Annotated in this window: 22 protein-coding genes; 6 read left to right on the forward strand and 16 right to left on the reverse strand. The window is 67.5% G+C overall.

Going from position 1 to position 23,556, the window contains the following annotated elements:
- Positions 1-15: 15 nt before the first annotated feature.
- From ACOGXD_RS03300 to ACOGXD_RS03310, 3 genes are all read right to left on the reverse strand, one after another.
- Positions 16-1,068: a CoA transferase gene (locus ACOGXD_RS03300; protein ID WP_419916503.1), complete on the reverse strand. Its 1,053-nt coding sequence runs from the start codon at positions 1,066-1,068 to the stop codon at positions 16-18.
- Positions 1,069-1,105: 37 nt separating this feature from the next.
- The gene (locus ACOGXD_RS03305) at positions 1,106-1,765 is read right to left on the reverse strand and encodes an enoyl-CoA hydratase/isomerase family protein (protein WP_419916504.1); all 660 of its coding nucleotides are present in this window, start codon (positions 1,763-1,765) and stop codon (positions 1,106-1,108) included.
- 75 nt (positions 1,766-1,840) lie between these two features.
- Entirely contained in the window at positions 1,841-2,083 is a 243-nt protein-coding gene (locus tag ACOGXD_RS03310) for a hypothetical protein (RefSeq protein WP_419855495.1), read from the reverse strand.
- Between the two features lie 139 nt (positions 2,084-2,222).
- On the opposite strand from ACOGXD_RS03310, the gene ACOGXD_RS03315 reads away from it, so the two are divergent.
- A complete protein-coding gene (locus ACOGXD_RS03315; protein ID WP_419916505.1) occupies positions 2,223-3,368 on the forward strand; it encodes a hypothetical protein in 1,146 nt (381 codons plus the stop codon).
- Between the two features lie 52 nt (positions 3,369-3,420).
- Here the strand turns inward: ACOGXD_RS03315 and ACOGXD_RS03320 are convergent, their stop codons facing one another.
- Complete coding sequence (locus tag ACOGXD_RS03320; RefSeq protein WP_419916506.1) at positions 3,421-5,139, reverse strand: N-acyl-D-amino-acid deacylase family protein; 1,719 nt, start codon at positions 5,137-5,139, stop codon at positions 3,421-3,423.
- A 140-nt stretch (positions 5,140-5,279) separates the two neighbouring features.
- Here ACOGXD_RS03320 and ACOGXD_RS03325 point away from each other — a divergent pair, with 140 nt between their 5' ends.
- The gene (locus tag ACOGXD_RS03325) at positions 5,280-6,257 is read left to right on the forward strand and encodes an alpha/beta hydrolase (protein ID WP_419916507.1); all 978 of its coding nucleotides are present in this window, start codon (positions 5,280-5,282) and stop codon (positions 6,255-6,257) included.
- A gap of 55 nt (positions 6,258-6,312) precedes the next feature.
- Positions 6,313-7,110: a VOC family protein gene (locus tag ACOGXD_RS03330; RefSeq protein WP_419916508.1), complete on the forward strand. Its 798-nt coding sequence runs from the start codon at positions 6,313-6,315 to the stop codon at positions 7,108-7,110.
- A 3-nt stretch (positions 7,111-7,113) separates the two neighbouring features.
- Here the strand turns inward: ACOGXD_RS03330 and ACOGXD_RS03335 are convergent, their stop codons facing one another.
- Both ACOGXD_RS03335 and ACOGXD_RS03340 read right to left on the reverse strand, forming a co-directional pair.
- Positions 7,114-9,570, reverse strand: coding sequence for a CaiB/BaiF CoA transferase family protein (locus tag ACOGXD_RS03335; RefSeq protein WP_419916509.1), 2,457 nt, complete (start codon positions 9,568-9,570; stop codon positions 7,114-7,116).
- A gap of 100 nt (positions 9,571-9,670) precedes the next feature.
- Positions 9,671-9,880 carry a dodecin family protein gene (locus tag ACOGXD_RS03340; protein ID WP_419855489.1) on the reverse strand — a complete coding sequence of 70 codons (210 nt, stop codon included), beginning with the start codon at positions 9,878-9,880 and terminating at the stop codon, positions 9,671-9,673.
- A gap of 120 nt (positions 9,881-10,000) precedes the next feature.
- Between ACOGXD_RS03340 and ACOGXD_RS03345 the strand changes: the two genes are divergently transcribed.
- Complete coding sequence (locus tag ACOGXD_RS03345) at positions 10,001-10,765, forward strand: dodecin family protein (RefSeq protein ID WP_419855488.1); 765 nt, start codon at positions 10,001-10,003, stop codon at positions 10,763-10,765.
- Between the two features lie 126 nt (positions 10,766-10,891).
- On the forward strand, positions 10,892-11,722 hold the full coding sequence (locus ACOGXD_RS03350; protein ID WP_419916510.1) for a carboxymuconolactone decarboxylase family protein: 831 nt from the start codon (positions 10,892-10,894) through the stop codon (positions 11,720-11,722).
- Positions 11,723-11,777: 55 nt separating this feature from the next.
- Here the strand turns inward: ACOGXD_RS03350 and ACOGXD_RS03355 are convergent, their stop codons facing one another.
- From ACOGXD_RS03355 to ACOGXD_RS03375, 5 genes are all read right to left on the reverse strand, one after another.
- Positions 11,778-12,560, reverse strand: a complete 783-nt coding sequence (locus tag ACOGXD_RS03355; protein ID WP_419916511.1) for an enoyl-CoA hydratase/isomerase family protein — start codon at positions 12,558-12,560, stop codon at positions 11,778-11,780.
- Positions 12,561-12,739: 179 nt separating this feature from the next.
- Entirely contained in the window at positions 12,740-13,798 is a 1,059-nt protein-coding gene (locus ACOGXD_RS03360) for a PD-(D/E)XK nuclease family protein (RefSeq protein WP_419916512.1), read from the reverse strand.
- A 14-nt stretch (positions 13,799-13,812) separates the two neighbouring features.
- On the reverse strand, positions 13,813-14,196 hold the full coding sequence (locus tag ACOGXD_RS03365) for a hypothetical protein (RefSeq protein WP_419916513.1): 384 nt from the start codon (positions 14,194-14,196) through the stop codon (positions 13,813-13,815).
- Positions 14,197-14,291: 95 nt separating this feature from the next.
- Positions 14,292-14,705, reverse strand: a complete 414-nt coding sequence (locus ACOGXD_RS03370; RefSeq protein WP_419916514.1) for a type II toxin-antitoxin system VapC family toxin — start codon at positions 14,703-14,705, stop codon at positions 14,292-14,294.
- Between the two features lie 5 nt (positions 14,706-14,710).
- Positions 14,711-14,947 (reverse strand): FitA-like ribbon-helix-helix domain-containing protein, encoded by a 237-nt coding sequence (locus tag ACOGXD_RS03375; protein ID WP_419916515.1) that lies wholly within the window; start codon positions 14,945-14,947, stop codon positions 14,711-14,713.
- A 151-nt stretch (positions 14,948-15,098) separates the two neighbouring features.
- Between ACOGXD_RS03375 and ACOGXD_RS03380 the strand changes: the two genes are divergently transcribed.
- Entirely contained in the window at positions 15,099-16,118 is a 1,020-nt protein-coding gene (locus ACOGXD_RS03380; RefSeq protein ID WP_419916516.1) for an alpha/beta fold hydrolase, read from the forward strand.
- Between the two features lie 7 nt (positions 16,119-16,125).
- On the opposite strand, the gene ACOGXD_RS03385 is transcribed toward ACOGXD_RS03380, so the two are convergent.
- From ACOGXD_RS03385 to ACOGXD_RS03405, 5 genes are all read right to left on the reverse strand, one after another.
- Positions 16,126-17,676, reverse strand: coding sequence for an MFS transporter (locus ACOGXD_RS03385; RefSeq protein WP_419916517.1), 1,551 nt, complete (start codon positions 17,674-17,676; stop codon positions 16,126-16,128).
- Between the two features lie 160 nt (positions 17,677-17,836).
- Positions 17,837-18,661, reverse strand: a complete 825-nt coding sequence (locus ACOGXD_RS03390; RefSeq protein ID WP_419916518.1) for an SDR family NAD(P)-dependent oxidoreductase — start codon at positions 18,659-18,661, stop codon at positions 17,837-17,839.
- A 33-nt stretch (positions 18,662-18,694) separates the two neighbouring features.
- A complete protein-coding gene (locus ACOGXD_RS03395) occupies positions 18,695-19,786 on the reverse strand; it encodes a Zn-dependent alcohol dehydrogenase (protein ID WP_419916519.1) in 1,092 nt (363 codons plus the stop codon).
- An 86-nt stretch (positions 19,787-19,872) separates the two neighbouring features.
- The gene (locus tag ACOGXD_RS03400) at positions 19,873-21,252 is read right to left on the reverse strand and encodes an MFS transporter (RefSeq protein WP_419916520.1); all 1,380 of its coding nucleotides are present in this window, start codon (positions 21,250-21,252) and stop codon (positions 19,873-19,875) included.
- Between the two features lie 59 nt (positions 21,253-21,311).
- Positions 21,312-23,474 (reverse strand): molybdopterin-dependent oxidoreductase, encoded by a 2,163-nt coding sequence (locus ACOGXD_RS03405; RefSeq protein ID WP_419916521.1) that lies wholly within the window; start codon positions 23,472-23,474, stop codon positions 21,312-21,314.
- Positions 23,475-23,556: the final 82 nt, after the last annotated feature.

Genomic DNA, 23,556 nt, shown 5'->3' on the forward strand with positions numbered 1-23,556 from the left:
CCGACGTCGCCAACTTCAAGCATGTTGGCCACCATCAGACGCTGCCGCATGGGTCGCGGCGTTCGCGGCGCTGCTGCAGGTTGCCCGAGAGGCGAGCGGCGTAATGGCACCCGCCAGCGACACACGTGTGTGCTGGGGTGCGACGCCCGCGAGCTGATCCACCGCGATGCCTGCCGCCAGCAGTCCGGCAAGCGGATCGGGGTAGGAAAACGCGGGCGTCCGCGGCTCGTCGCCCAGCAAACCGAGGCCCGAGGCGGCGTGGACGCCGGTGCCGTAGGCGATCCAGTCGCGCTCCGGCGAGTCCGGCTCGAACGCAGTGATCGCCAAGGTGCGCAGCCGCGGATGGCGGGCACACAGTTGCGAGGGCAGCAGGTCCAGGTTGCCGAGCGCCCGCGGAGAGAGGGAGGTAACCAGAAGGTCTGCCGTCGCCAAGAGCTCGTCGAGGCTCCGGCGGCCTGCCGGGTGCCGGGGGTCAAGCTCGACCGCGGTCTTGTGTGCGTTCAGCTCGTCGTACATCGCCGTGCCCGCCAGGCCGTCAGGCCGTGCCGCAGAGCTGACCTTGCGCACGTCTGCGCCCGCGCGGCCCAGCAACTCAGTGCAGAGCGGCCCGGCCCACATCGAGGTCAGGTCCACCACGTTGACACTGCCAATGCCGGATGAGGCCCGTGCCGCGCCGGACGCGCCGAGGTCGATGCCGGACATTGTCGGCGGCGTGCCGGATGCTGAGATCGCACCCCGCCGGGTGGACGCAACGGGAAGCGGGCGGTAGGGCGTCACCGGCAAGCGCCACTCCTGGGCCGCAACCGCGACGGCTTCTGGATTGGACTCGCCGCGGTGCACATCGGCGAAGCGTTCCCAGGTCTCCGCGTCGTCGGGTCCGAGGTCGACGCACAGCGCGCCATCACCCCACGCAACTGGTCGGCTCGGCACGTCGGTAGTCCCGACCCGGCGGGGCATCTCGATCCAGCTCTGGGAGTCGCCCACCACGCCGGTGCCCAGTCGTCGGTCGACGGCAGCTGCTAGCTCGGTGCCATATGCGAACAGGCCCGGCGGCAGCCAATCACTCATGGCTAACGCCCTGAACTGTGTCTGATGCTTCTCACGGCTAACGCCCTGAGAAGTCAGGCGGGCGCTTGTCGAAGAAGGCGGCGAGGCCCTCGGCGCGGTCCTCGGTCGCTGCGAGCTGGTGGTTCAGGTCGCCTTCGAGGCGCAGGCCGTCGGCCAGCGGCAGCTCCGAGCCTCGGTGCACGGCTTCCTTGGCGAACTCCAGCGCCAATGGCCCTGCACCGGTCAGCTCGTCGAGCCAGCGATCCACCGCCTCGTCCAGGTCGGCCTCGACGGCGTGCGTCAGCCCCCACTCCAACGCTGTCGCCGCGTCCACCTCGGTGCCCAGCAACAGCATCGAACTCGCCCGCGAAGCACCGACCGCACGAGGCAGCCGCTGGGTGCCGCCCCACGCCGGCAGCCGGCCCTCCAGCGCATCGCGCATCGCGAATCGAGCACTCGAATCGCACAGGCGGACATCGCAGGCCAGCGCGATCTCGAGTCCCGCGCCAGTGCATTGGCCCGAAATGGCACAGACCACCGGGCTTCGAACGGCGGCCAATGCCGACGCCGGGTCGGGCTGCAGCTCCAGTGGGTCAAAGCCGATGCCCGAGCAGAAGTCGCTGCCGGGCTCGTTGCGCAGCACCAGTACCGCCGTCTCGCGCGCCTCGCGCACCGACGCGCACAGATCAGCGAGTGCACGCGCCGCGGCGCGGTCCAACGCGCCGCCTCGCAGTGTGTGCTCGATGCGTTTCAGGGTGCCACCACCCCCTCGGGTGGCCGGCGCAGGTTTCCCCTAATCGGCCGACTTGGTCTTCTTGGGCTCCTGCAGCGCCATGTCCTTGCCGTTGCACTGCAAGGTCACTGCGCCCGGCTTGGTGACGAGCACCTCGATACCGGAATCCTCGTCTTGGTAGCGCTTGCCGACCTTCAGTCCCTCGCCGCCGGACGACGCGGAAATGTCAGCTTCACCGCCCTTGGTGACGATGACCTGTACGCCGCCGTCGAAGTCCAGACGCTCTCCAGCCTTGGTCGCCACAGCATCCCCCTGGTCTCATCGTGTCAATGCGAAATGTGGTCCGTATGAAGCTACACGCCGCGCCGCGGCATTACCTCGCCTTGAGCACACTCGAACCGGCGGCTCAGAATCGTTCCAGACGAGACGGCACAATGATCCGGTGACGTCGCACCGCGCAGCGCTGGTGGTCGGGGGAACCGGCCCGACCGGGCCACTCGTCGTCAACGGGCTGATCGAACGCGGCTACGACGTGACCATCCTGCACACCGGACGGCACCAGACCGACCTGATCGGCCCCGAAGTCCGCCGCATCTACACCGACCCCTTCGACGGCGAGGCCACCGCCGCAGCGCTCGGCGGTGAGTCGTTCGATCTCGTCGTGGCCATGTACGGGCGGCTGCGGATGCTGGCGCCGCTGCTGGCGGGACGCTGCGGCCATTTTGTGTCGATCGGCGGTGTCGGCGTGTACCAGGGCTTCGGCAGCCCCGACGACCTGTTCCCGCTCGGCATGCCGGTGCCGCTGCCGTACGGCGCGCCGTTGGTCGGCGACGGCGAGGAGTTCCGCAAGCTGCGGATGATTCGGGTCACTGAAGACGCCGTTTTCGAGCACCACCCCAGTGCGATCCACCTGCGCTACCCGCAGCTCTACGGCCCGCGCCAGCCACTGCCACGTGAGTGGCCGCTGGTGCGGCGGGCACTGGACCGGCGGCCGCACCTCGTGGTGGCCGATGGGGGCTTGACTGTGAAGAGCCAGGGATGGATCGGCAATGCCGCCCACGCCACGCTGCTGGCGTGCGATGCGCCTGCCGCCGCGCTCGGCGGCATCTACAACGTGGCCGATTCGTCAGCACTGTCAATCGCCCAGATCGCCGAGGTCGTGGCGGACGAGCTCGGCCATAGCTGGGAACTGGTGTCGTTGCCGTACGACCTGGCAGCACCGTCGCGGCCGCTGGTGGGCAGTTGGTCCACCACGCACCGGGTGCTCGACATCGGTCCGACGGTGCGGGATCTCGGCTACCACGACGTGCTGGCGCCTGTCGATGCGTGGCGGGCCGCCGCCCGCTGGCTGCTTGAGAACCCGCCGGAACGCGGCGGGGCGATCGAGCAGCGGCTCGGCGATCCCTTCGACTACGACGCTGAGGACCGCTTGGTCGCGGCATGGAAAGACGCACGTCGCGGGCTTGCGAGCGCGTTGGACAGCATCGAATGGTCAAGCGAGCCCAACTACGGCAGCGCGTATGTCGGCAACCGCCCCAACCCGGGCGTCACCGAGAAACGCGAGAACCTGAACGCAGCCGAGTCCTAGGCAAGTCCAGTTGCCAGCTCGCCCAATCGGCGAGAACGCCCAGCAGGGCTGTTCAGCGGGCCAGCGGGCCTCGCAGGAGCTGACCCGGCACGGCGCCGGTCACCTTGCCGTGCTCGGTGATGACTTCGCCATTCACAATGGTGGCCGCGAAGCCCGTGGCCGTTTGGCGCAGGCGCGGAGCGCCCGCCGGCAGGTCGTGCACCAGCACAGGCATGTCTGGTGACACCGTGTCGGGATCGAACACGTTCACGTCAGCCGCCTTGCCCACTTCGAGCACGCCACGATCGTCGAAACCCCATGCCGTCGCGGGCAGCTGCGTGATTCGGTGCACGGCGTCTTCCAGCGTGAACTCCTGGCGGTCACGCACCCAGTGGCCCAGCAGGTGAGTCTGCAGCGACGAGTCCATGATCTGGGTGACATGCGCACCGCTGTCGGAAAACGTCGGGATCGCCCGGGGGTGCTTCAACAAGTGCAGCACCAGATCCTGGTCCTGATTGGCGAGGGCCTGGACGAAGAACATCTCCAGATCGCTGTCAAGCGCAAGATCGACGAACGCTTCCATCGGCGTCGTACCACGCTCGGCAGCGATCACGTCCATAGTGCGGAACGGCGGCAGCGGCTGCGTCAACGGGTAGATGTGCGACCAGATCGGCTTGCGGGCTTCGGGCCCGAGGGCCCTGCCATAGTCGCCATTCTCAGCCTCGTCCACCAGCCGAGCCCGGATCTCGGGGTCTCGGAGCGCCGACCACTGCTCGCCACGAGAGTCGGCGCGCACCTCGCGCCACAGCGGCAGAGCATCGAACGGCAGCGAGGTCTTGAACGACAGCAGCGTGCCCAGGCAGCGGGAATGCGCCTGCCCCCACGAAGTGCCGCCGGCAGCGTTGATGCCGTCGAGCAGCTTGATCACCGGCTTCCAGTGGTGATCCTCGCTGGAGGGGGCGAGCATGCCGTAGGTGATCGGCACCCGGGTACGGGCGCCCAGCTCGACGATCTTGGCGACATAGGCGTCGTTCCGTTCGGTGTCGCGTGAGCGCAGATCGCCGTGATTGGCCAGCTCGAAGATGCCAGCGCCCATGACGCCCATCTCGCTGACCAACGCATCGATCTCCGACCATTCCGCCAGGCGCGAGGCAACTGGGCGGTCGTCGGCGGTCTCATGGTTGTAGGAGATGGAAGTGGTGAAGCCGATGGCGCCGGCACGCAGCGAGTCGCGCAGCTGCTGCAGCATCAGCGCGAGCTCGTCGTCGTTGGCGCCGCGGTCGAATGCAGCTTCGCCCATAGCCCACGTGCGCAGCGCCGAGTGCCCCAAGTAGCCGGCGTAGTTGATGCCCTTGGGAGTTGCATCCACGAAGTCGAGGTATTCGGGGAAGGTCTCCCACGTCCAGTCGATGCCTGCTGCCATGGCTTCGGCGGAGATGTCCTCGGCCCGCTCGAGGTTGCGCACCACGAGGTGGCGGGCATCGGCGCGGGCGGGCGCCAGCGTGAAGCCGCAGTTGCCCATCACCGCTGTGGTTACGCCGTGGAAGCAGGAGCTTTCGCCCATGGGATCCCAGGCGATCTGTGCGTCCATGTGGGTGTGCACGTCGATGAACCCGGGTGTGACCGCATGGCCCTCAGCATCGATCGTGCGGTCGACCCGGCGGCCCGCGAGCTCGCCGGGCGACTCGCCGATCTCGGCAATCACGCCGTCGGAGATCAGCACGTCGGCCCGGCGCGGCTCAGCGCCCGTGCCGTCGATCAATGTGCCGCCTGAAATCAGCAGATCACCCATGTCGTGCCCCCGTCATCGCTGCCACTTCCGCACTCGGCCGTGCCCGCATCAGAGTACGGCAGCGGGAGGTTGGGCACCGGCGGACGCTGGGCCCCAAACGGCCCCGCGAGGCTCCCGCCCCGCCTCATATGCTGCGCGCCGTGACACTTGAAGCAGAAGCATCCCAAGTCATCGACCAGCTGAACGCCCTGGGCCGACCGTCATTCCAAGATGTCGGCTTCGAGCGTGCCCGAGCGGGCTTCGAGGAAATGCCGCCCGCTGGCGAGTTCGTCGAGGTTGCCTCCACGGAGGACCGGACGATTCCCGGCCCCGACGGCAACGAGATCGCCGTGCGCATCTACCGACCCGGCGACGGCGCGGCCACTGCCGACGCAAGCGGCGTGCTCGGCTGTCTCGTGTATTTCCATGGCGGCGGCTGGGTGGTCGGCAGCATCGAGACTCACGACCGCACGTGCCGGGCGCTCACGATGCTGGCCGGAGTGGCGACGGTGTCGGTGGATTACCGGCTCGCACCCGAGGATCCGTTTCCAGCGCCGGCTGATGACTGCTGCGCTGCCACGCAGTGGGTGATCGACAATGCCAGCGAGCTGGGCGTCGATCCGACACGGGTGGCGATCGGCGGCGACAGCGCCGGCGGCAATCTCGCCGCCGCCGTGGCGCTCATGTGCCGCGACGGCGCAGCGAATGGCAACGCTTGCGGCCAACCGGTGCTGCAGGTGCTCATCTACCCGGTCACCGACTTCGACCGCGACACCCATTCGATGATCGCCAACGCCGAGGGCTACCTGCTGACACGCGACACGATGGCGTGGTTCGACGATCATTACTGCCCGCCGTCAGAGCGCAGCAACCCGTACGCAGCCCCGCTCGCAGTCGACGACCCGTCGGGCGCGGCGCCTGCATTGGTCATCGTGGCCGGTCACGATCCGCTGCGGGACGAGGGCGTCGAGTACGCGCAGAAGCTCGCCGATGCCGGAGTGCCCACCACGCTCATCGAATACCCCGGCCAGTTCCACGGTTTCTTCGGCATGACCCGCTTCCTGGATCAAGCACACGAGGCTCAGGAGCTCACCGCCATCGCGATGCGGCGTGCCCTCGCAGCCCCCGAGGCCGACTGACCGAAACCGACCGACGAGAACGACACGGCGACATCAGCGAAGAGAGACGGAAGACATGCCAGTACGAGACAGCCACCGGGCCGGGACGCCCTCGTGGGTCGACTTGGCGACCACCGACGTGGAGGGCGCCATCGACTTCTACGGGGCGGTCATGGGTTGGGAGTACGAGCGCGACCCCACCGGCGAGATCAACTACGTCATGGCTGTGGTGGACGGGCACCCGGCCGCCGGAGTGTTCGACATGCCCCCCGAGATGCTCAGCGAAGGTGTGCCGCCTTGCTGGAACGTTTACGTCACCGTGGACGATGCCGACCAGTTCGCCGGTCAGGTTGCGGCGGCCGGCGGAGCGGTCATGCGGCCGGCCATCGACGTGCCCGAGCCGGGTCCGGACGCCGCCGGCCGCATGGTCATCGCTGTCGACCCGACAGGAGCCGTGTTCTGCACGTGGACGCCGATTACCGCGATCGGTGCGGGCATCGTGAATGCCCCGGGTGCGTTCACGTGGGCCGAGGTCGCCACGCACGACAACGAAACCGCAGAGGCCTTCTACTGCGAGCTGTTCGGCTGGGAAGCGGGAACGATGGACGGCGTGCCCGACTCTCCGACTGTCTTCACGCTCGACGGAGACCCGGTGGCGAGCACCTCGGTAGCTCCATTGCCTCCCGGTGTGCCGCCGCACTGGCGGGTCAGCTTCGGGGTGGCCGACGTCGATGCCGCCTGCGCTGCGGCGACGGCCAACGGCGGCAACGTGATCGTGCCGCCCTTCGACTGGGGTCCGGGCCGTATGGCCACAGTGACCGACCCTGTCGGCGCGACATTCGACGTCGTCACCCTCACCGACTGGCCGGCGTAGGGCTCAGCGCAGGGCTCCTGCCGCTTCGAGCGCTGCGATCTCGTCGGGGTTGAGCCCGAGCAGGCCGGTGAGCACCTCGTGCGTGTGCTGGCCGAGCGTGGGAGCGGGCGCGCGCACGCCGTTGGTGCCGTCAGTGAGCAGCCACGGGATGCCGACGTGGCTCATCTGGCCCACGACCGGGTGATCCAGGCGCTCGATCAGCCCGCGCTCGGCGAGGTGCGGGTTGACCTCGAGCGAGCGTGAGCTGAGCGACGGGAAGGCGGGCACGCCGGCGGCCTGCAGCAGCTCGGTGATGTCCCACTGGTCACGCTCACGGGTCCACGCGCCGATGAGCTTGTCGAGCTCGGCCTCATTGGCCTTGCGGTCGGCGGCTGTGGCGAATCGTTCATCGTCGGGGTCGATGCCGGTGATTCTCGCCAGCGCGGTCCACTCGGCTTCGTCGACGCAGCAAACGGCAATCCAGTCGTCGTTGCCCGCACAGCGATACAGGTTGTGCGGAGACCACAGGGGGTCGAGGTTGCCCATCGGATCCGGCTGCGTGCCCCGCATCACCCATTCCATCCAGCCCTCGACGGTGCACGCCGTGGTGGCCTCCCACATCGACGTGTCGATGAACTGACCCTCGCCGGTGCGTCGCCGCGCCACCAGCGCAGCGACCAGCGCGTACGCCGTGGCAATCCCGGCAGCCGGGTCGCCGAGCGACACGCCGAGCTCGTCTGCATCCGTCCCGGGATAGCCGGTCATCGATGCGAGGCCCGACAGCGGCCCGGTCGTCGGCCCGTAGCCCATGTACGACCGGTACGGCCCCTGGTGGCCATAGCCGCTGATGGCACCCACGATCACGTCGGGACGCTCTGCGGCCAGCGCCTCGTAGCCGAGACCCCATTCGTCCATGACGCCGGTGGCGTAGTTGGATACCACCAGGTCGCACGACAGCGCCAAGCGCTTCGCCAGCGCGCGGCCCTCCGCAGTGCCCATGTCGATGGTGATGCTCTGCTTGCCTTGGCCGTACTGGTTGAAGTAGCCGTTGGTGTCGAGCGTCGGTGTGTGGCGGCCCGACTGCGTCGGCAGACGGCGGCCGAGATCCGGCCGGGCCGACGACTCCACCTTGATCACCGTGGCGCCGAGGTGTGCCAGGTGCAGCGTGCAGTAGGGACCCGCCCAGACCCAGGTGAAGTCCGCCACCGTGACGCCGTCGAGCGGGCGGCCCGACGCTACGGCCGAAGGTGCGGGTGCTGACGGTGCTGCCGTGGCGGTGTCGGCTGCGGCGAATGAAGCACCGCTGTGCTCGCCTAGCGACGGCGCCGGTCGGCGGATGGACCACCACGAGTTGGTCAGCCGTGACGGAGCGCCCGGAACGGTGATGTCGCCCAGTCCCGGCTGGTCGTAGGTGACGAGGAAGTCACGGGCCGCCAGGTGCGGGTCGGCGGCCATCTGCGCCACGGTGTTCACGGGGGCGAACGCCAGGCGCTCTGCCTGGCCTCGATGAAACAGCTCCGTCACCGGCTGCGCAGCGATCCACTCGCCGAGCCACATGCGCAGCAGGTCTTCGTTCTCGAAGCGACCTTCGAGCGTCTCGAAGATGTCCATGTCGGCCCACTCCGGCCGGCCCATGAAGTCCTTCAGGCGCTCCCACTGGTCGGCTTCGACGCACACGAGAAAGATGTGCCCGTCGCTGGTCGGGAAGATCCCCCACGGGTTGAGGATGCGGGCACCGAGGCGGCTGGGGTTCTCGCCCCGGTACGACCAGCTGATGAACGCTGCTTCCAGCATCCCGACCACGTAGGACATCTGTGCGAAGTCGATGTGCTCGCCATGGCCGGTGCGCAGTGCCCGGTCGACAGCGGCGAGCGAGGCGCACGCCGCCGCGAAACCCGATTGGAAGGCAGCTTGGTGGCCGTGGGGCTTCAGCGGAGGCAGCTCGGCGTCCTGCACGCAGCCGGGGGTGAGCCAGCCCCAGCCACCGCCGTGCACCACCTGCAGTTCGGTCGCTCGCCAGTCCGCATACGGACCGGTCTGCCCGAACGGCGTGATCGACAGCGTCACCAGCGACGGATGCTGTGCCCTCAGCGGTGCAGCCGTCAGATCGTGAGCTGCTGCAGTACCCGGCGCCAGGTCGTGGATGAACAGGTCTGCACCTGCGAGCAACCGGTCCAGCGACGAGCGGCCCTCGGGCCGGGAGAGGTCGGCCACGACGCTGCGCTTGTTCGTGTTGATGGCGGCGAACAGACCGCCCGTCAGCCCCGAACCGGCACGAGGGCTGGCATCGGTGATGACTTCGGTGTCGGTGTACTCACCGTCAGCAGCGAACGGCCCGCGACGGCGAGCGGCGTCGCCCGCTGGCGGCTCCACCTTGATGACCTCGGCGCCCAAGTCGGCGAGCAGCTTGGCCGTCCACGGCGCCGCCACCATCTGTCCCAGCTCGACGACACGGATGCCGTCGAGACCGCGCGCGGTCATCGAAGGGTGCGGCCTGCAGCCATGCGGCCCTGGGCCGCGCTCGACCACATCACGTCGCTATGGCTGCACACGAGGTCGGGCGGGAGAGAACCCGTAGGACTCAAGGCGACTCGTGCTTGAACGACAGCCGCACCTTGGTACGGAAGGCTGCGATCGCGCCGCCCTCGATCACGACGTCCTGCTCGACAACCTCGGCTACCCGCAGATCTCGCAGGGTCTTCGAGGCCTCGGTGATGGCGTTCTGCGTCGCCTTCTCCCACGACTCCTCGCTGGTGCCGATCAGCTCGATCACGTTGTAGACGCTGCTCATTGGATTCTCCCCCGGCGGCGCGCTGTGTGCCGCACGAACGTGGTGTGCCCTACAGTCTGCCCCACCGGAGCACACTGGATCGCTCGCAGGAACGAGCCCCACACCGAACAGGTCGCCACTTTGAACGAATCACCTCAGCGCAACCGCAACGCTGTCGAGAAGGTCATCACGCTGGTCGCGGCGAGCCGGATTTCTTGGGAGGATGCGGCACGTCGAGGAGTTGCCGAGGCCACCAAGACGATCCGCGATCTGTCGGTGGCCCACGTCGAAGAGCGCGACGTGATGATCGTGGAAGGCGAGATCGCCCTCTACCGCATCAAGCTGCGGGTGGCGTTCCGCGTCGACCGGATGCGGCCTGGCCTGACGCCCGGCGCGCCCGATGTGGAGGTGACGCGCTGGCTCATCGTGGCCAACCAGACGCTGGGCACCGGCGAGGTCGTTGCCGAGATCGACCGGCTGAATTCCCACGGCCCGTGCGAGTTCCACCTGCTGGTGCCGATGACGCATTCGAAGAGCTATGCGCGGGCGCGCCGGCTCTCGATGCTCGCGGCCGACCCCGTGACGGGGATACCGTCCGAGCACGTGCCTGCTGCGGACTACCTGGGGCCCGACACGCTGGGCATGGAGCAGGCGCAGAAGCGTCTCGACGCCCAGCTTGCGAAGATCGCAGCCGCGTCCTACGCCGCGACCGGCGAGCTCGGCGACCCTGATCCGCTGCGGGCGATCCAGGCGGTGCTGTCGCGTTCCAGCTTCGACGGCATCATCCTGTCGACCCTGCCGGCGGGAGCATCACGACTGGTCGGCGCCGACCTGCCGTCACGGGTGCGGCGCCTCACGAACCTGCCGGTGACGTACCTGCCCGGTAAAGAGCCCGGCGAGCTCTAATCGCACGAGACTCCCGCTCCTGACAGCGGCCCGCTGTTGCACGCTTGCGAGCCGGGCACGACAGGCGCGATCGCGGCGATGATGGCGGGCGCTGACACGAAGACAACCCGGCACAGGGAGCTAACGATGTCGACGACGGGACCACGAACGCACGCCGAGCGGCGGGCCGCCGCATTCGAGGTATACGAGCGATTCACCAATGGGGAAGTCGACCCCGAGCGGGCGCAGCGGTCGATGACCCGGCGTCTCGGCGCTCTGGGCACGTTTGCCTTCGACGTGGTGATGGGCGACGTGTGGTCGCGGCCCGAGCTGTCGCGGCGCGACCGCAGCCTGATCGTGATCACCGTTCTCGCCACGATCGGTTCAAGCGAGGAGCTGTCGCTGCACACCGAGGTCGGGCTCAATCACGGCCTGACGCGCACCGAGATCGAAGAGGTCCTGATCCAGGTGGCCGCCTACGCCGGCTTCCCGATGGCAATGGCGGCGTCCCGAGTCGTCGATGATCGATTCCGCCAACTCGATGGAGTCGACCGGCTCCCCGAGCGTTCGGGCGCCGCTGAGCTCGACGACGATGAGCGGGAGCGACGCGCTGCTGAGGTGCGGGGAACGCTCACCGCCGGCCGCGCGTCGAGTGATCCCTCCGAGGACATGGCTCGCCTCGTCGAGCACCTCGGCGAGGTCGGGCGCATCGCCTATCACTGGGCGTTCGGCGACCTCTGGTCGCGGGTCGAGCTGTCACGACGTGATCGCAGCATCGTGGTCATCGCGATTCTCACGGTGCTGAGCCGCACCGATGAGCTGGCGTTCCATGTGCCGGCGGGCCTCAACCACGGGCTGACGCGCGCCGAGATCGAAGAGATCATGGTGCAGATGACCATCTACGGCGGCATCCCCCGCGCCGTCGAGGGCTATCAGGCGATGAAGAAGGCCTACGACAAGATCGACGCCCGCAGCTGAGTCTGAACGAGTCTCATGCCCGCAGCAGAGGCTGCGGCGGAACCGGCGCCCGCAGCTAGAACGTGCCGAAGCGGGCCTGGGCATCCTCGCTGACGATGGACCGGGCCGAGGCATCGCCATCGAACTCGGAGAGGTCACCGAGCCGGGTGACCTGGGCGTAACCGCGCAGCTGGTGTTTGGCCATCTGCACCGATAGCGACGGCAGGTCGAGTAAGCGCGCCACCCACCGCTCGACAGCCGCATCCAGCTCATCATCGCCGTCGCACACTTCGTGTGCCAACCCCCATTCGGCGGCCCGCCGCCCGTCGATGCGCTCGCTGGTCATCACGAACTGGCGCGCACGTGACATGCCCAGTTCTGCGATCAGTCGGGGCGTGGCACCCCACGGCAGCGGCACGCCCAGCTCCACCTCGGGCACGTACCACATCGCACCGGCTTCGCTGATGCGAAAGTCGCAGCTCGTAGCGAAGCAGCACCCGCCGCCGATGGCATGCCCATGCACTCGAGCGATGGTCACGACCTCGCAATCCTCGATGGCCCGGGCGGCCCGTCGCCCCAGTTGGTTGATGTATCGGGCCTCGCGGTCGTTCGCGGCCGACGGCGGCTGCTCCTTGCGATCAGCACCGGCGCAGAACGACTTCCCCCGCCCACCGAGCACCACCACCCGATGCTGCGTCTGCCCGTTCAACGCCAAGAACAAGTCCCCCACCTCGCGGATCATCAACTGGTTGTGCGCATTGCGCGACTCCGGCCGGTTCAACCAAACCCGAAGCGTCTCCCCATCAGGCTCCAGCTCAATCGTCTCCAACGAAGGCAGCTCAAACGACAACAAACTCATCCCGCCATCCTTGCCCAAGGGGATGAGCCTCGCAGCGGCATCGGCCCCGACCGGCCTCAGACTCGGCGGTTCGACCAAGTGCTCCCGCATCTTCGCGTTCCGAAAGTTCACGGCCGGATCAGTAGCGAGCCTTTCCGGCCAGCTAGCACCAGTGTGAGGACGGCCACCGATGCAGGTGGCTAGGCCATCTCGACCACGATGTCGCGGACTCGCTTGACCTGAGCCGTAGCCGAATCGAGCGTGTCCTCGTATTCGACGCCCAATGGCAATTCGATCGGCACCCACAGCCAATTCGGTTCGCTCCACGCTGGCAGCCAGCCAGGCTCTGCGAGCCGGTGCTTCAGATCTACAAGATCGATCGCCTGCTTATGCCAGATCCGCAGCCAGAGCGGCGTAGTGCCGAGATCAGCCCAACGCTTCAGACTGACGTACAACGCGAGCTCAATCAACCGTTCGCCGTCGGTGTCGCAGAAGCCGATAAACCGCAGATAGCCGTCGCGCCCCGGCACCGCTCTCAGACCCTTGTTCGTCATCCAGCCTTCGCCAGCACCCCGGCTCGCAACGCCGTCAACGAGCCGATTGAAGGCCATGAGCCGACGGGGAACTGTCGCATTGAGATCCTCGGCATGCAGTGGCGCAAAGGCCGCCTCGTCCTGAGCGAGTGCCAAGCAATGCAACTGCTGGAGATTCGCATCCATCGAGGAGTCAGCGTTCGTCAGACCAGCAAGCAGCGTGTCCCAGCCCATCAACGCGATTCGCTTGTCGCCGTTGACGACATCAGCGACGATCATGTTTCCTACTTGGCGGGTCGAGCCGAGCTTCAACTCCGATGGATGCTCGAACTGTCGTGCGATCTTGACCCAGAGCGTCTCATGGCGGACCTCGGGGGCCACGAACAGCAGTACGGCGAGACCATCGTCGGCTAGGTGCCCGACATAGCGTCTCGCTTGCCCGTCCTGCAACGGCGCCCAGAACTTCGACTCGATAATGAGTCGGTTCGAGCCGGCCGTGTCGTACGCGACGAGATCCAACCGCTCGCCCTCCGAGGCGACCACCTGCGTCCTAGCGTTCGCAACCGACGCCAGCCGACGGTCGCCGACGCTCACCATGTCGACAAGGGCATCACGGCACGGCTTGGACTCGTTGAGAATGAAGGCGAGTGCGTCGGTTACCGCGTCCTCGACGCCGCGTGTCAACTTTGGTACTAGGTGAGCCAGGAGTGAGTGGTCGCTTGCCATGTGGGCGCTCCTCTTCAGCCGATGGGCTGCACAGCAGGGGACAATGGGTAGTTGTCGTGGCGGCCGGTGTCGCCGGGCTGGATCACGAAGTCTCGCTGGTCGCGGTACAGGCGGGCTCGGTTGATGACGTAGTTGTCCTCGCCGGCAAGCGGGTTGATCTTGCGGTAGTCAGTCATCAGCCAGTACTTGTAATCGCCGACGAACAGATACGTGTTCGTCATCCGGAAGAAGCGCCCCGTGACGCCCTCGCCAGCGTGGAACCGGGCGCAGACCGCCGCGAGCAGGTCCCGCTGGTCGTCCTTCTCGCTCAGCACGTACTCGTGCGGCCACGTGTCCCGATAGGTCACGGCCTCGCGCCACGGCGCGGCCTCGATGAGTTCAGTCAGTTGCCTGCCCATGGTCGCCAGCCTCGCGCTGGGGTGTGACAAGTCGCGAACGCGCTACGCCCGGGTCGTGCAAGCCGGTTGGAATCGGGGCCGCCCAGCTTCCGCTGTCAGGCAGCCGGTTCGGGCCACGGCGGGACCCGGAATTCACAGCGCGATCCGCTGGCTCTTGCTGCCTTGCGGTCGAGCGTGGCGAGCGGCCAGTCGAGCCTCTCCGCGAGGGCGACGTACCACGCGTCGTAGGCGGTGAAATTGAAGCGAAGCTCCCAGACGCGATCGGCGAACGGGCCAAACGGGTAGAGGTCGAAGCCGAATCGGGTGAGCTCACGCTGGGATGCCGTCGCTTCGAGTCGTGTTATCTCGTGCGAGAGTTCCAGACGGCGCAGGATGTTCGACGTCTCGGCGGGCAGCAGCTCAGGTGCGGCCATCGGTTGCTGTGCGAGCTGCTCAAGCGCCCACCGGCCGTCATCGCCGTCGTCGATGAGCGCAGCCAACAGAGTCGAAGCATCAATGACTGCGCTCACTTCGCTCACTTCCTGTCTGCGTCGCGTGCCGCGAGGATCGTGGCGGCCGAGACCCGAGTGCCCGCAGCTTCCTTGCGCCGTCGGATCTCCTCCAGCAACGACGCCACCGACGGCTTCGCAACGAGGTGCTCGAGTTCCCCCCGCAGGTATTCCTGCATCGACTGGCGCTGCTCGGCAGCCCGGGCAGCGAGCTCGTCGCAAACGTCATCGGGCACGTTCCGGATGGTGATCTGCTTAGCCATGACCGCATTCTGCCAGCAGTGCCAGCATTCTGCAAGCACAGCTCATTGACCAGCTCACATCTGCTGAACCTCGCGCAACGCGTCGATCTCACGTAACTCAATTTCGATTGCCACGCGCCGACCAACGCATTCGGGGGCCAGAATGTCGGCCATGAGTGAGAGCTATGGCACTACTGCGCCCGATCTTTCTGGTGTGAAGCACTACGACGTGGATGCGCTGGGCACGCGGATTCATGTGGCGGAGGTGGGCGAGGGGCCGATGGTGCTATTCGTCCATGGCTTTCCCGAGTCGTGGTACTCGTGGCGCCACCAGCTTCCCGCGGTGGCTGCGGCCGGATACCGGGCGGTCGCGATCGACGTGCGCGGTTACGGCCGCTCGTCGGCGCCTACCGCAGTCGACGCCTACCGCATGGTCCGCCACGTTGCCGACAACGTGGGCGTGGTGCGGGCCCTCGGCGAGGACTCGGCCGTCATCGTGGGCCACGACTGGGGCGCGCCCATCGCGTGGAGCTCGGCGCTTCTGCGGCCCGACATCTTCACCGCGCTGGGCCTCGTCAGCGTGCCCTACAACGCCCGCAGTGACTTCAAGCCCAGCGCCGCCTTCCGCATGATGGGCGGCGACAAGGAGTTCTACATCGAGTACTTCCAGGAGCCGGGCCGGGCCGAAGCTGAGATGGAGGTTGATCTTCCCCACTGGCTGCTGGGCATGTACTTCTCCGCCTCAGGCGACGGTGTGCGTGCCCGGCAGGCATCTGGCGACTCATCAGGCGGGGGCTTCGGCGTCGCGCCGGGCGGCAAGCTCTCCGACAATTTCGTCTGGCCCGAGAAGGGATCCTGGCCCCACTGGATGTCGGAGGCCGATTTCGGCTACTACACCTCGGAGTTCACCCGCACCGGCATGTCGGGCGGGCTGAACCGCTACCGCAACGTGGACCGCGACTGGGAGGACATGGCCGCCTTCGACAGCGCAGCCATCACCCAGCCGAGCCTGTTCGTCGGCGGCGAAGTCGACGGCCCGACCGTGTGGGGCGCAGGCTCGATCGCCAAATTCGGCGAGACCATGCCCAACCTGCACAAGTCGGTGATCCTCGACGGCATCGGCCACTGGGTCCAGCAGGAAGCCGCCGACGAGCTCAACGCCGAACTGCTCGACTTCCTGGCCGCGCTCTAGCGCACAGCTAGGCCAGGCGCGTGGCTCGCCGGGTGGCGAACAGGGGCGCCACGAAGCCGATCGCCGCCACGGCGGCACCGAACAGGAACGTGGCGCGCAGCCGGCCCAGCGAGGGATCCTCGCCGGTGAACGCCAGCATCGACTGGATCCCCAGGATGATGCCCATCCACATCACCGTCTGGTTCATGCCGTTGGCCATGCCGAGGTCTTTGTCTTCCACCGAGTTGGCGACCAGCACCTGGTAGGCGGGTGAGCCGACGCCTGCGGAGACACCCGACAGCACCAGCCCCACCATGATCGCCGCGAGGCCCCAGCCCACGGGCTTGGCGCCCAGGGCGAAGGCGATCATCGAGCCGATCATCGCGGAGGTGCCGAAGAACATCGGGATCCGGGCGCCGATCTTGGTCACCAGCGTGCCCCCCAGCGGTGATGCCACGGCAAAGGCGCCGGGCCGGGGCACCATGAGCATCGCGGCGACGCCCACGGAGAAGCCGTATCGCTCCTGCAGAACCCAGGGCACCACCATGAAGCCGCCCATGTACGCGAACTGATTCGCCGGCGCCGACAGCAGCGGCAAGGTGAAGCTGGCCCGGCGGAACAGGCGAAGATCCAAGAAGGGGGCGGGAGCGCGGCGCTCCCACAGCACGAACAGCACGAAGCAGGCCACCGCCCCGCCGAGCATCAGCATCAGCGTTTGATCTGACAGCAACCCGTCACCTGCCCGCAGGAGCATCGGCAGCCGGGTGATCGCCCACAGCACCAGCAGCGTTCCGCCCGCGAGCAGCAGCGCCCCCAGGATGTCGATCGGCACCCGCTCGCCCCGGGGAATCGGCTTCACGACGACGGCCGCGAAGATCAACGACACGAGGCTGATCACGCCGAACAGCAAGAAGATGCCCCGCCAGCCGAACACGTTCAGCAGCGGTCCGCCCACGACGACGCCGATCGTCGGCGCACCGGTCATGGCGAATTGGAACCAGCCGACAGCCCGCGCCCGCTCGGCAGGGCCGAACGCATGCATGAGCAATGCCATGCCCGAGGGCATGAGCAGACCGCCGCACAGCCCGAACACCACCCTCACGGCGATGAAGGTGCCGATGTCGGGCACCCAGTAGTTGGCGATCATCGACGCGGTCATCCCGACGATGCCGATGAGGAAGATGCGGCGGTGCCCGAACCGGTCGGCCAGCTTGCCGCCGGCGGGAGTCGAGACGGCCATGGCCAGCATGAGGCCGGTGATGACCCAGCCGGCGGTGGGCAGCGTGGTTCCCAGGTCTTCGGAGATCGGCGTCAGCGAGACACCCACCAGGGTCATCAGCGAACCGAACCCGAGCACTGCCAGCCCGATCACGCCGAGCAGCCGCCACCGGTAGCTGTCTGACGGGGGCGCGTCGGCAGCAGTTGCAGGACGATCGGTGGGAGCAACGGGCGACGGGGCTGTGCGCGGGGCGGCGGGCGCCACCGAAGGGGCGAGCGGCCGGCCGGCCGCATCGAGAATCTGCGGCACGACGGTGAAGACCGACGGCCGCCTTGCAGCCAGCCGCGCTTGCGCGCGCACGCTCCGTCCTGCGGGCTTCACGTGCTCAGGACCGACAGAGCAACGCTGCGGGCGAGCGTCCTGCTCGAAGCAATGCGGTCGGAGTCACGGGCTCAGTAAACGCCCTCCCGGGCCGTTTGCCTCAGCGTCACCACGCGGGGCGGCGCCACGCGACGGGCACTCAGCGCGTGAGGTGACCGTCGTCGAGCATGGCGTCAGCCTGATAGCGGGCGATCTTGCCCATCTCGGGATGTGTCAGCACCCAGAAACGGTTGGTGCGCACGGCGTCCAGCACCATCGGCCCCACGTCGGCCGGATCCATGCCCTCGGCCAGGTAGCCCTTGAGCATGTCCCAGAACTTGTCGCCCTGATCGGTGCGCACGTGGTGCGCGGCATCTTCGGGATCACGATTGCGCTGGCTGTACACGATGTTGGTGTTGATCGGCCCCGGGCACAGCACCGAGGCATGCACCGGCGAGTTGCGCAGCCGCAGATCTCGCTCCAGCGTGGCCATCAGCGCCACCACGCCGTGCTTGGACACGTTGTACGCACCCAGCGAGGCGCCGCCGTACAGCCCGGCCACCGAAGCAGTCGAGTTGATGTGGCCCTCGCCGGTCGCCTCGATGATCGGCAGGAACACATGGCAGCCGTAGATCGGCCCCCACAGGTTGATATCGAGCGTCCAGCGCCAGTCTTCGAGCGACATGTCGCCCACCGGCCCGGGAATGCCGACGCCCGCGTTGTTGCACAGCACGTGCACCGCTCCGAACTCCTCCACGGCAGCCTCGGCCAGCGCCTCGATCTGGGCCAGCTGCGATACGTCGGTGCGCACCGCGATGGCCTCCGCGTCGGTCGCACGCACCTCGGCGGCGGCATCGTTCAGCGGCGCTTCCTCGATGTCGGCCAGCACCACCTTCATGCCCGCCGCTGCGAACGTGTCGGCCATGGCACGGCCCATGCCGCTCGCCGCGCCTGTCACCACGGCAACTCTGCCTTCAACCTCCATTGCCCCTCTCCTGCTGGTTGTTGGATTGGCGGGCTAGTCGAAGTCGATGACGGTACGGGTGCCCACGCGCTGGCGCATCTGCTCGTAGCCCACGTTGATGTCCTCCAGCGGCATGTGCGCCGAGATCATCTCGTCGAGCATCAGGCGGCCGTCGAGATACATGTCGACGTAGCGGGGCATGTCCACCCGGAAGGCGTTCGACCCCATCATCGAGCCCTGCAGCCGCTTCTCGAGCATGAACACCTCGTAGCCCGGGATCTCGATCTTCTCGCCGAACGGCATCATGCCCACGATGACCGTGGTGCCGCCGGGCCGCGACGACGACCACGCCTGCTCGCAGGTCTGCTTCAGCCCGATGCACTCGAAGGCGTAGTCCACGCCGCCGCCGGTCATCTCCTTGATGGCTTCGACGGGGTCGCCGTCGGAGGCGTTGACCGTGTCGGTGGCGCCCACTTGGCGGGCTGTTTCCAGCTTGTCGTTCTCGACATCCACCGAGATGACCCGGCCGGCCCCAGCGATGCGGGCACCCTGCACAGCCGACAGGCCGATCCCGCCCGCGCCGTACACAGCCACGGTCGCACCGGGCTCGATGCGGGCCGTCTTGAACACTGCGCCCAGCCCCGTGGTCACGCCGCAGCCGATGAGCGCCGCACGGTCGAGCGGCATGTCGTCACGGATCTTCACGACAGCGTTCTGGTGGATCAGCATCTCCTCGGCGAATCCGCCGAGACGGGCGAACTGGCCCACCTCGGTGCCATCTGGCTTGGCCAGCCGTGGTGCGGTACCGGAAGGCCGTGCAACGGCAGCGGGATTGGCGCAGATATTCGGGCGGCCGGTGAGGCAGCGCTCGCAGTGGCCGCAGAAGACCGACAGGCAGGAGATGACATGGTCGCCGGGCTTCACGTATGCGACGTTCTCGCCAACTGCTTCGACCACGCCGGCACTCTCATGGCCCATCACCGCGGGGAGCTGGTACGGCCAGTGGGCATCCATGAAGTGCAGGTCGCTGTGACACAGGCCCGCGTGCACCACCCGCAACAAGACCTCGTCGGGAGCGGGCGCATCAACAGAAATGTCCTCGATGTCGAGTTCGCCCGGAATCTCGTTGAGCACTGCAGCTTTCATGGTCGACGTCCCCTCCCGTCACGCACTTCGGCGGCGCGATCTAGCCACGCGGCAGCGTACTCACCCTCAGAATGCCGCAGGAAACCTCACGGCGTGGGACCTCCGCGCCGGAGCACCTCCGGTCGGATCAGCAGCCACAGCGTCATGCCGGCGAGCCCCAATGAGGCCATCAAGATGACCGCGGTGCGGGCGCCGAGCTGCTGCGCCACCTCGCCGAGCACGTAGGTACCTACCGGCAGTGCGCCGATCGCCATGCTCAGCAAACCCATCGCACGGCCCCGCATCTCCTCCGACACGGTGGTGAGTACCAAGGTCGACTGCGTTGCAGCGAAGAGCCCGCTGCCGCAGCTTGCGACGTACAGCGTGATCACGGCGATCAGCACGTTCGGCGACAGCGCCCACACAATGAGCATCGCCATCGCCACGAACACGCCTAGTGAGTAGGCGATCCCCCAACGACCATCGCCCCACTTGGCGGTGACCAACGATCCGGTGATCATGCCGAAGCCGGTCATCGAGCCGATGATCCCGATCTGCGATGCCGTGGCGTTGACCTGGTCGCCGATGAGCTGGACGGCCGGGAAGTAGGCGAACATGAAGAAGTTCGCCATCACGGTGACACCCAGGATGCTGAGCAGACTGCGATTGGTCCGCGCCAGGCGCAATCCAGCCCGCAGCTCCGCGAGCGTCGAGGTGCGGTCTCGGCTGTGTTGTTGTGCCTCGCCAGCTCGGCCGTGTTGCTGCGCCTCGCCGGCTCGGCCGAGGGGCACAACCTCGAAGATCCGGTCCCGGAGCGCGTCGGACCATCGATCGGTCGTTGTCGTCACAGGCCGGGCCGGCGGCACGTGCGGTACCCACATGAGGAGCACCAAGCCGAGGCCCAGCATGACGGCCACCCCCAGGAAGGCAGCCCCTACGCCAGCCCGGTCAGCAAATGCGCCACCCAGCAGCTGCCCCGCCGCTACGCCTGAGGCAAGCGCCATCGTCTCCCACGCCATTGCCTTGTGCAGCCGATGCGGCCCCACGATGTCGAGCACCAGCGCTCGACGGCTGGTCATGTCCACCACCCAGCCGATGCCAGCGAACAACAAGAACGGATACAGCAGTGCGATGCCCAGTTGCCCAGCCCGCTCGGCCAGCCCTACCACGGCCACGAACGGCACCAGAAGCGCTGTCTGCAATCGCACGGTGCGCCGACGGTCGAAGCGATCCGAGATCACCCCGCCGATGGCCCCGCCGAGCAGCAGAGGCGCCCACATGATGGCCCCAGTCAGCTGCACCATCCGTGGCGAGCCGGTGATCTGGTTGACGTGATAACTCGCCAGGAACGCGATCGCCCAGCGTCCCCAGTGCCAGCACAGCCCGCTGAACCACAGCGGGGCGAAGCCGCGGGCCGAGAATGCACCGCCGCCGCGGACCTCGGGTTCGAGGCGCGGCGCCTCAGTGGCCACCGCCCCCCTGCGCATCAGCGCGGCATCCTACGAGGATGCGCGAGTCGGCGTATCTGCCCGTTCTGGCTGCTGGATCAGGCGGGAACGCCGGAGGCCGGGGCGACGGTCACCGGCACGCCGTTGACGGCGGCGTTGCCCGAGGGGACGTCCACGAAATCGGGCGGGACGAGCACGTTGTAGTTGACACCGGCATACCTGCTGGCCACTGACTGGCGGGTGCCGGGCTTGTCGTGGCCCCAGCCGTGAGGCAGTGATACCACCCCCGGGTACATCTGGTCGCTGATTTCCACTGGCACCTCGACGGCACCGTTCGACGATGACACCCGGGCCAGTTCGCCGTCGGCCACGCCTGCGTCCGCGGCATCGTCGGGATGGATGAGCAGCGTGCAGCGATCCTTGCCGCGCACCAAGACCTCCACGTTGTGCATCCACGAGTTGTTCGAGCGCACGTGGCGCCGGCTGGTGAGCACCAGCGAGGCATCGGGCCGGTCGAGGCTCGCCTCGAGACGCCCGATGTCGGAGGTGATGCGCTCGGGCGCCAGGTCGATCTTGCCGTCGGCATTCACCACGATGTCATCGACCTGCGGGACCATCGGGCCCATGTCGAGCCCGTCAGGCATTTCCTTCAGCTTGTCGAGGTTCAAGCCGTCGGGGTTCTCGCCGTAGCGATCGCCCCACGGACCGGTCCGGATGGCCAGATCATTCAGCCGCTCGGGCCCGGGTAGGGGCGATGCCTCCAGCGCCATCGCCGGATCCGCGCCGGCCAGCTCAGCAAGCGCCGAGAAGTACAGATCGTCGAACTCTGCAACGTTCACCTCTCCGAGGCCTGCGCACATCGCACCGAGTCGCGTCAGGATCTCCCATTCGTCGGGCCGATCATCGGAGGGCGGGAACAGCGGGGGCGCATACTTCGCTGCGGAGCGCTTGGCCCAGCCCCACAGCATCTCGGAGTAGAAGTGCTGCTCGAGCGCTGCCAACCCCGGCAAGACCACGTGAGCGTGGCGGGAGGTCTCGTTCAGCGCATTGTCCACCGAGATCATCGCCTCCAGCAGCGGCAATGCCTTGTCGAGACGGTCGGAATTGGGGGCAGACAGCACCGGGTTGCCGCCCACCACCACCAGCCCCTTGAGCTGACCCTCGCCGGGTGTGTCGATCTCCTCGGCGAGGCATCCCATCGGGAACTGCCCCAGCACTTCGGGGATGTCGCGAACCCTGCTCCGCCAGCGGTCGAACCCGCCCTCGAAGCCCCAGTCCTGCTGCAGCATCGACCACGCCACCGGCTTCGCCCACATCATCCCGCCGACCGCGTCCAGGTTGCCGGTGAGCGCGCAGATGACGTCAGGCAGCCACGACGCCAGCGTGCCGAACTCCTGGTTGCAGGTGCCGATGCGGGCGTACCACGCGGCCCGCTCAGCCGCAGCGAACTCGCGGGCCAAGGTGCGGATCGCCCCTGCGTCAGCACCGCACGCCTCGGCCACCCGCTCCGGCGGGAACCCAGCAGCGATGGCCCGCACGTCGTCCACGCCCTTGAGCCGATCCGCCAGGTGCCCGAGCCGCACGAGCTCTTCGTCGAACAGCACGTTCAACACGGCGAGCTGCAGCAGCGCATCTGTGCCGGGCCGCACCGGCAGCCACTGGTCGGCGTGCGCGCAGGTCTCGCTGCGGCGCGGGTCGATCACTACCACCTTGCCTCGCTCGCGCACGAGGTCCAGAGCACCTGAGACATCGGGGCAGCCCATGAAGCTGCCCTGGCTGGCGGACGGGTTGGCGCCCTGGACCACCATGAAGTCAGTGCGGTCGATGTCGGGCACCGGGATGCGCCAGGAGTGCCCGTACATCAGCTGGCAGGCCACGTTCTTCGACCAGGTGTCGACGGTGCCAGACGTGTACACCGTGGGCATCCCGGCAAGCTGCAGGAACATGCCCGCGTATCGGCTGATCGAGTAGTTGAAGCCAGTGGCATTGCCGAAGTAGGCGGTGATCGCTTCGACGCCGTAGGTGTCGCGGACACCGCCGAGCAGCTCGGCGCAGCGCTCGAAGGCGGCATCCCAGCTGGCCTCCGTCAGATTGCCGGCTGCGTCGCGGACCAGCGGCCTGCGCACTCGATCGGGATCGGCGTACATGTGCCCGAGCACGGTGCCCTTGGGGCAGATGTAGCCCTTCGACCACACGTCGTTGCGGTTCGGCCTGATCAGCTTCACTTCGCCGTCGGCGTGGTGCACCTCGAGCCCGCACATCGCTTCGCACAATGAGCAGCTTCGGATATGAATCTGACGATCGGTCATGCGGGCCCTTTTCTCGCGGCGTGTCCCATGTACC

It is taken from the genome of Candidatus Poriferisodalis sp., assembly GCF_965204125.1.
In the GTDB taxonomy this organism is placed as follows: Bacteria; Actinomycetota; Acidimicrobiia; order Acidimicrobiales; family Poriferisodalaceae; genus Poriferisodalis.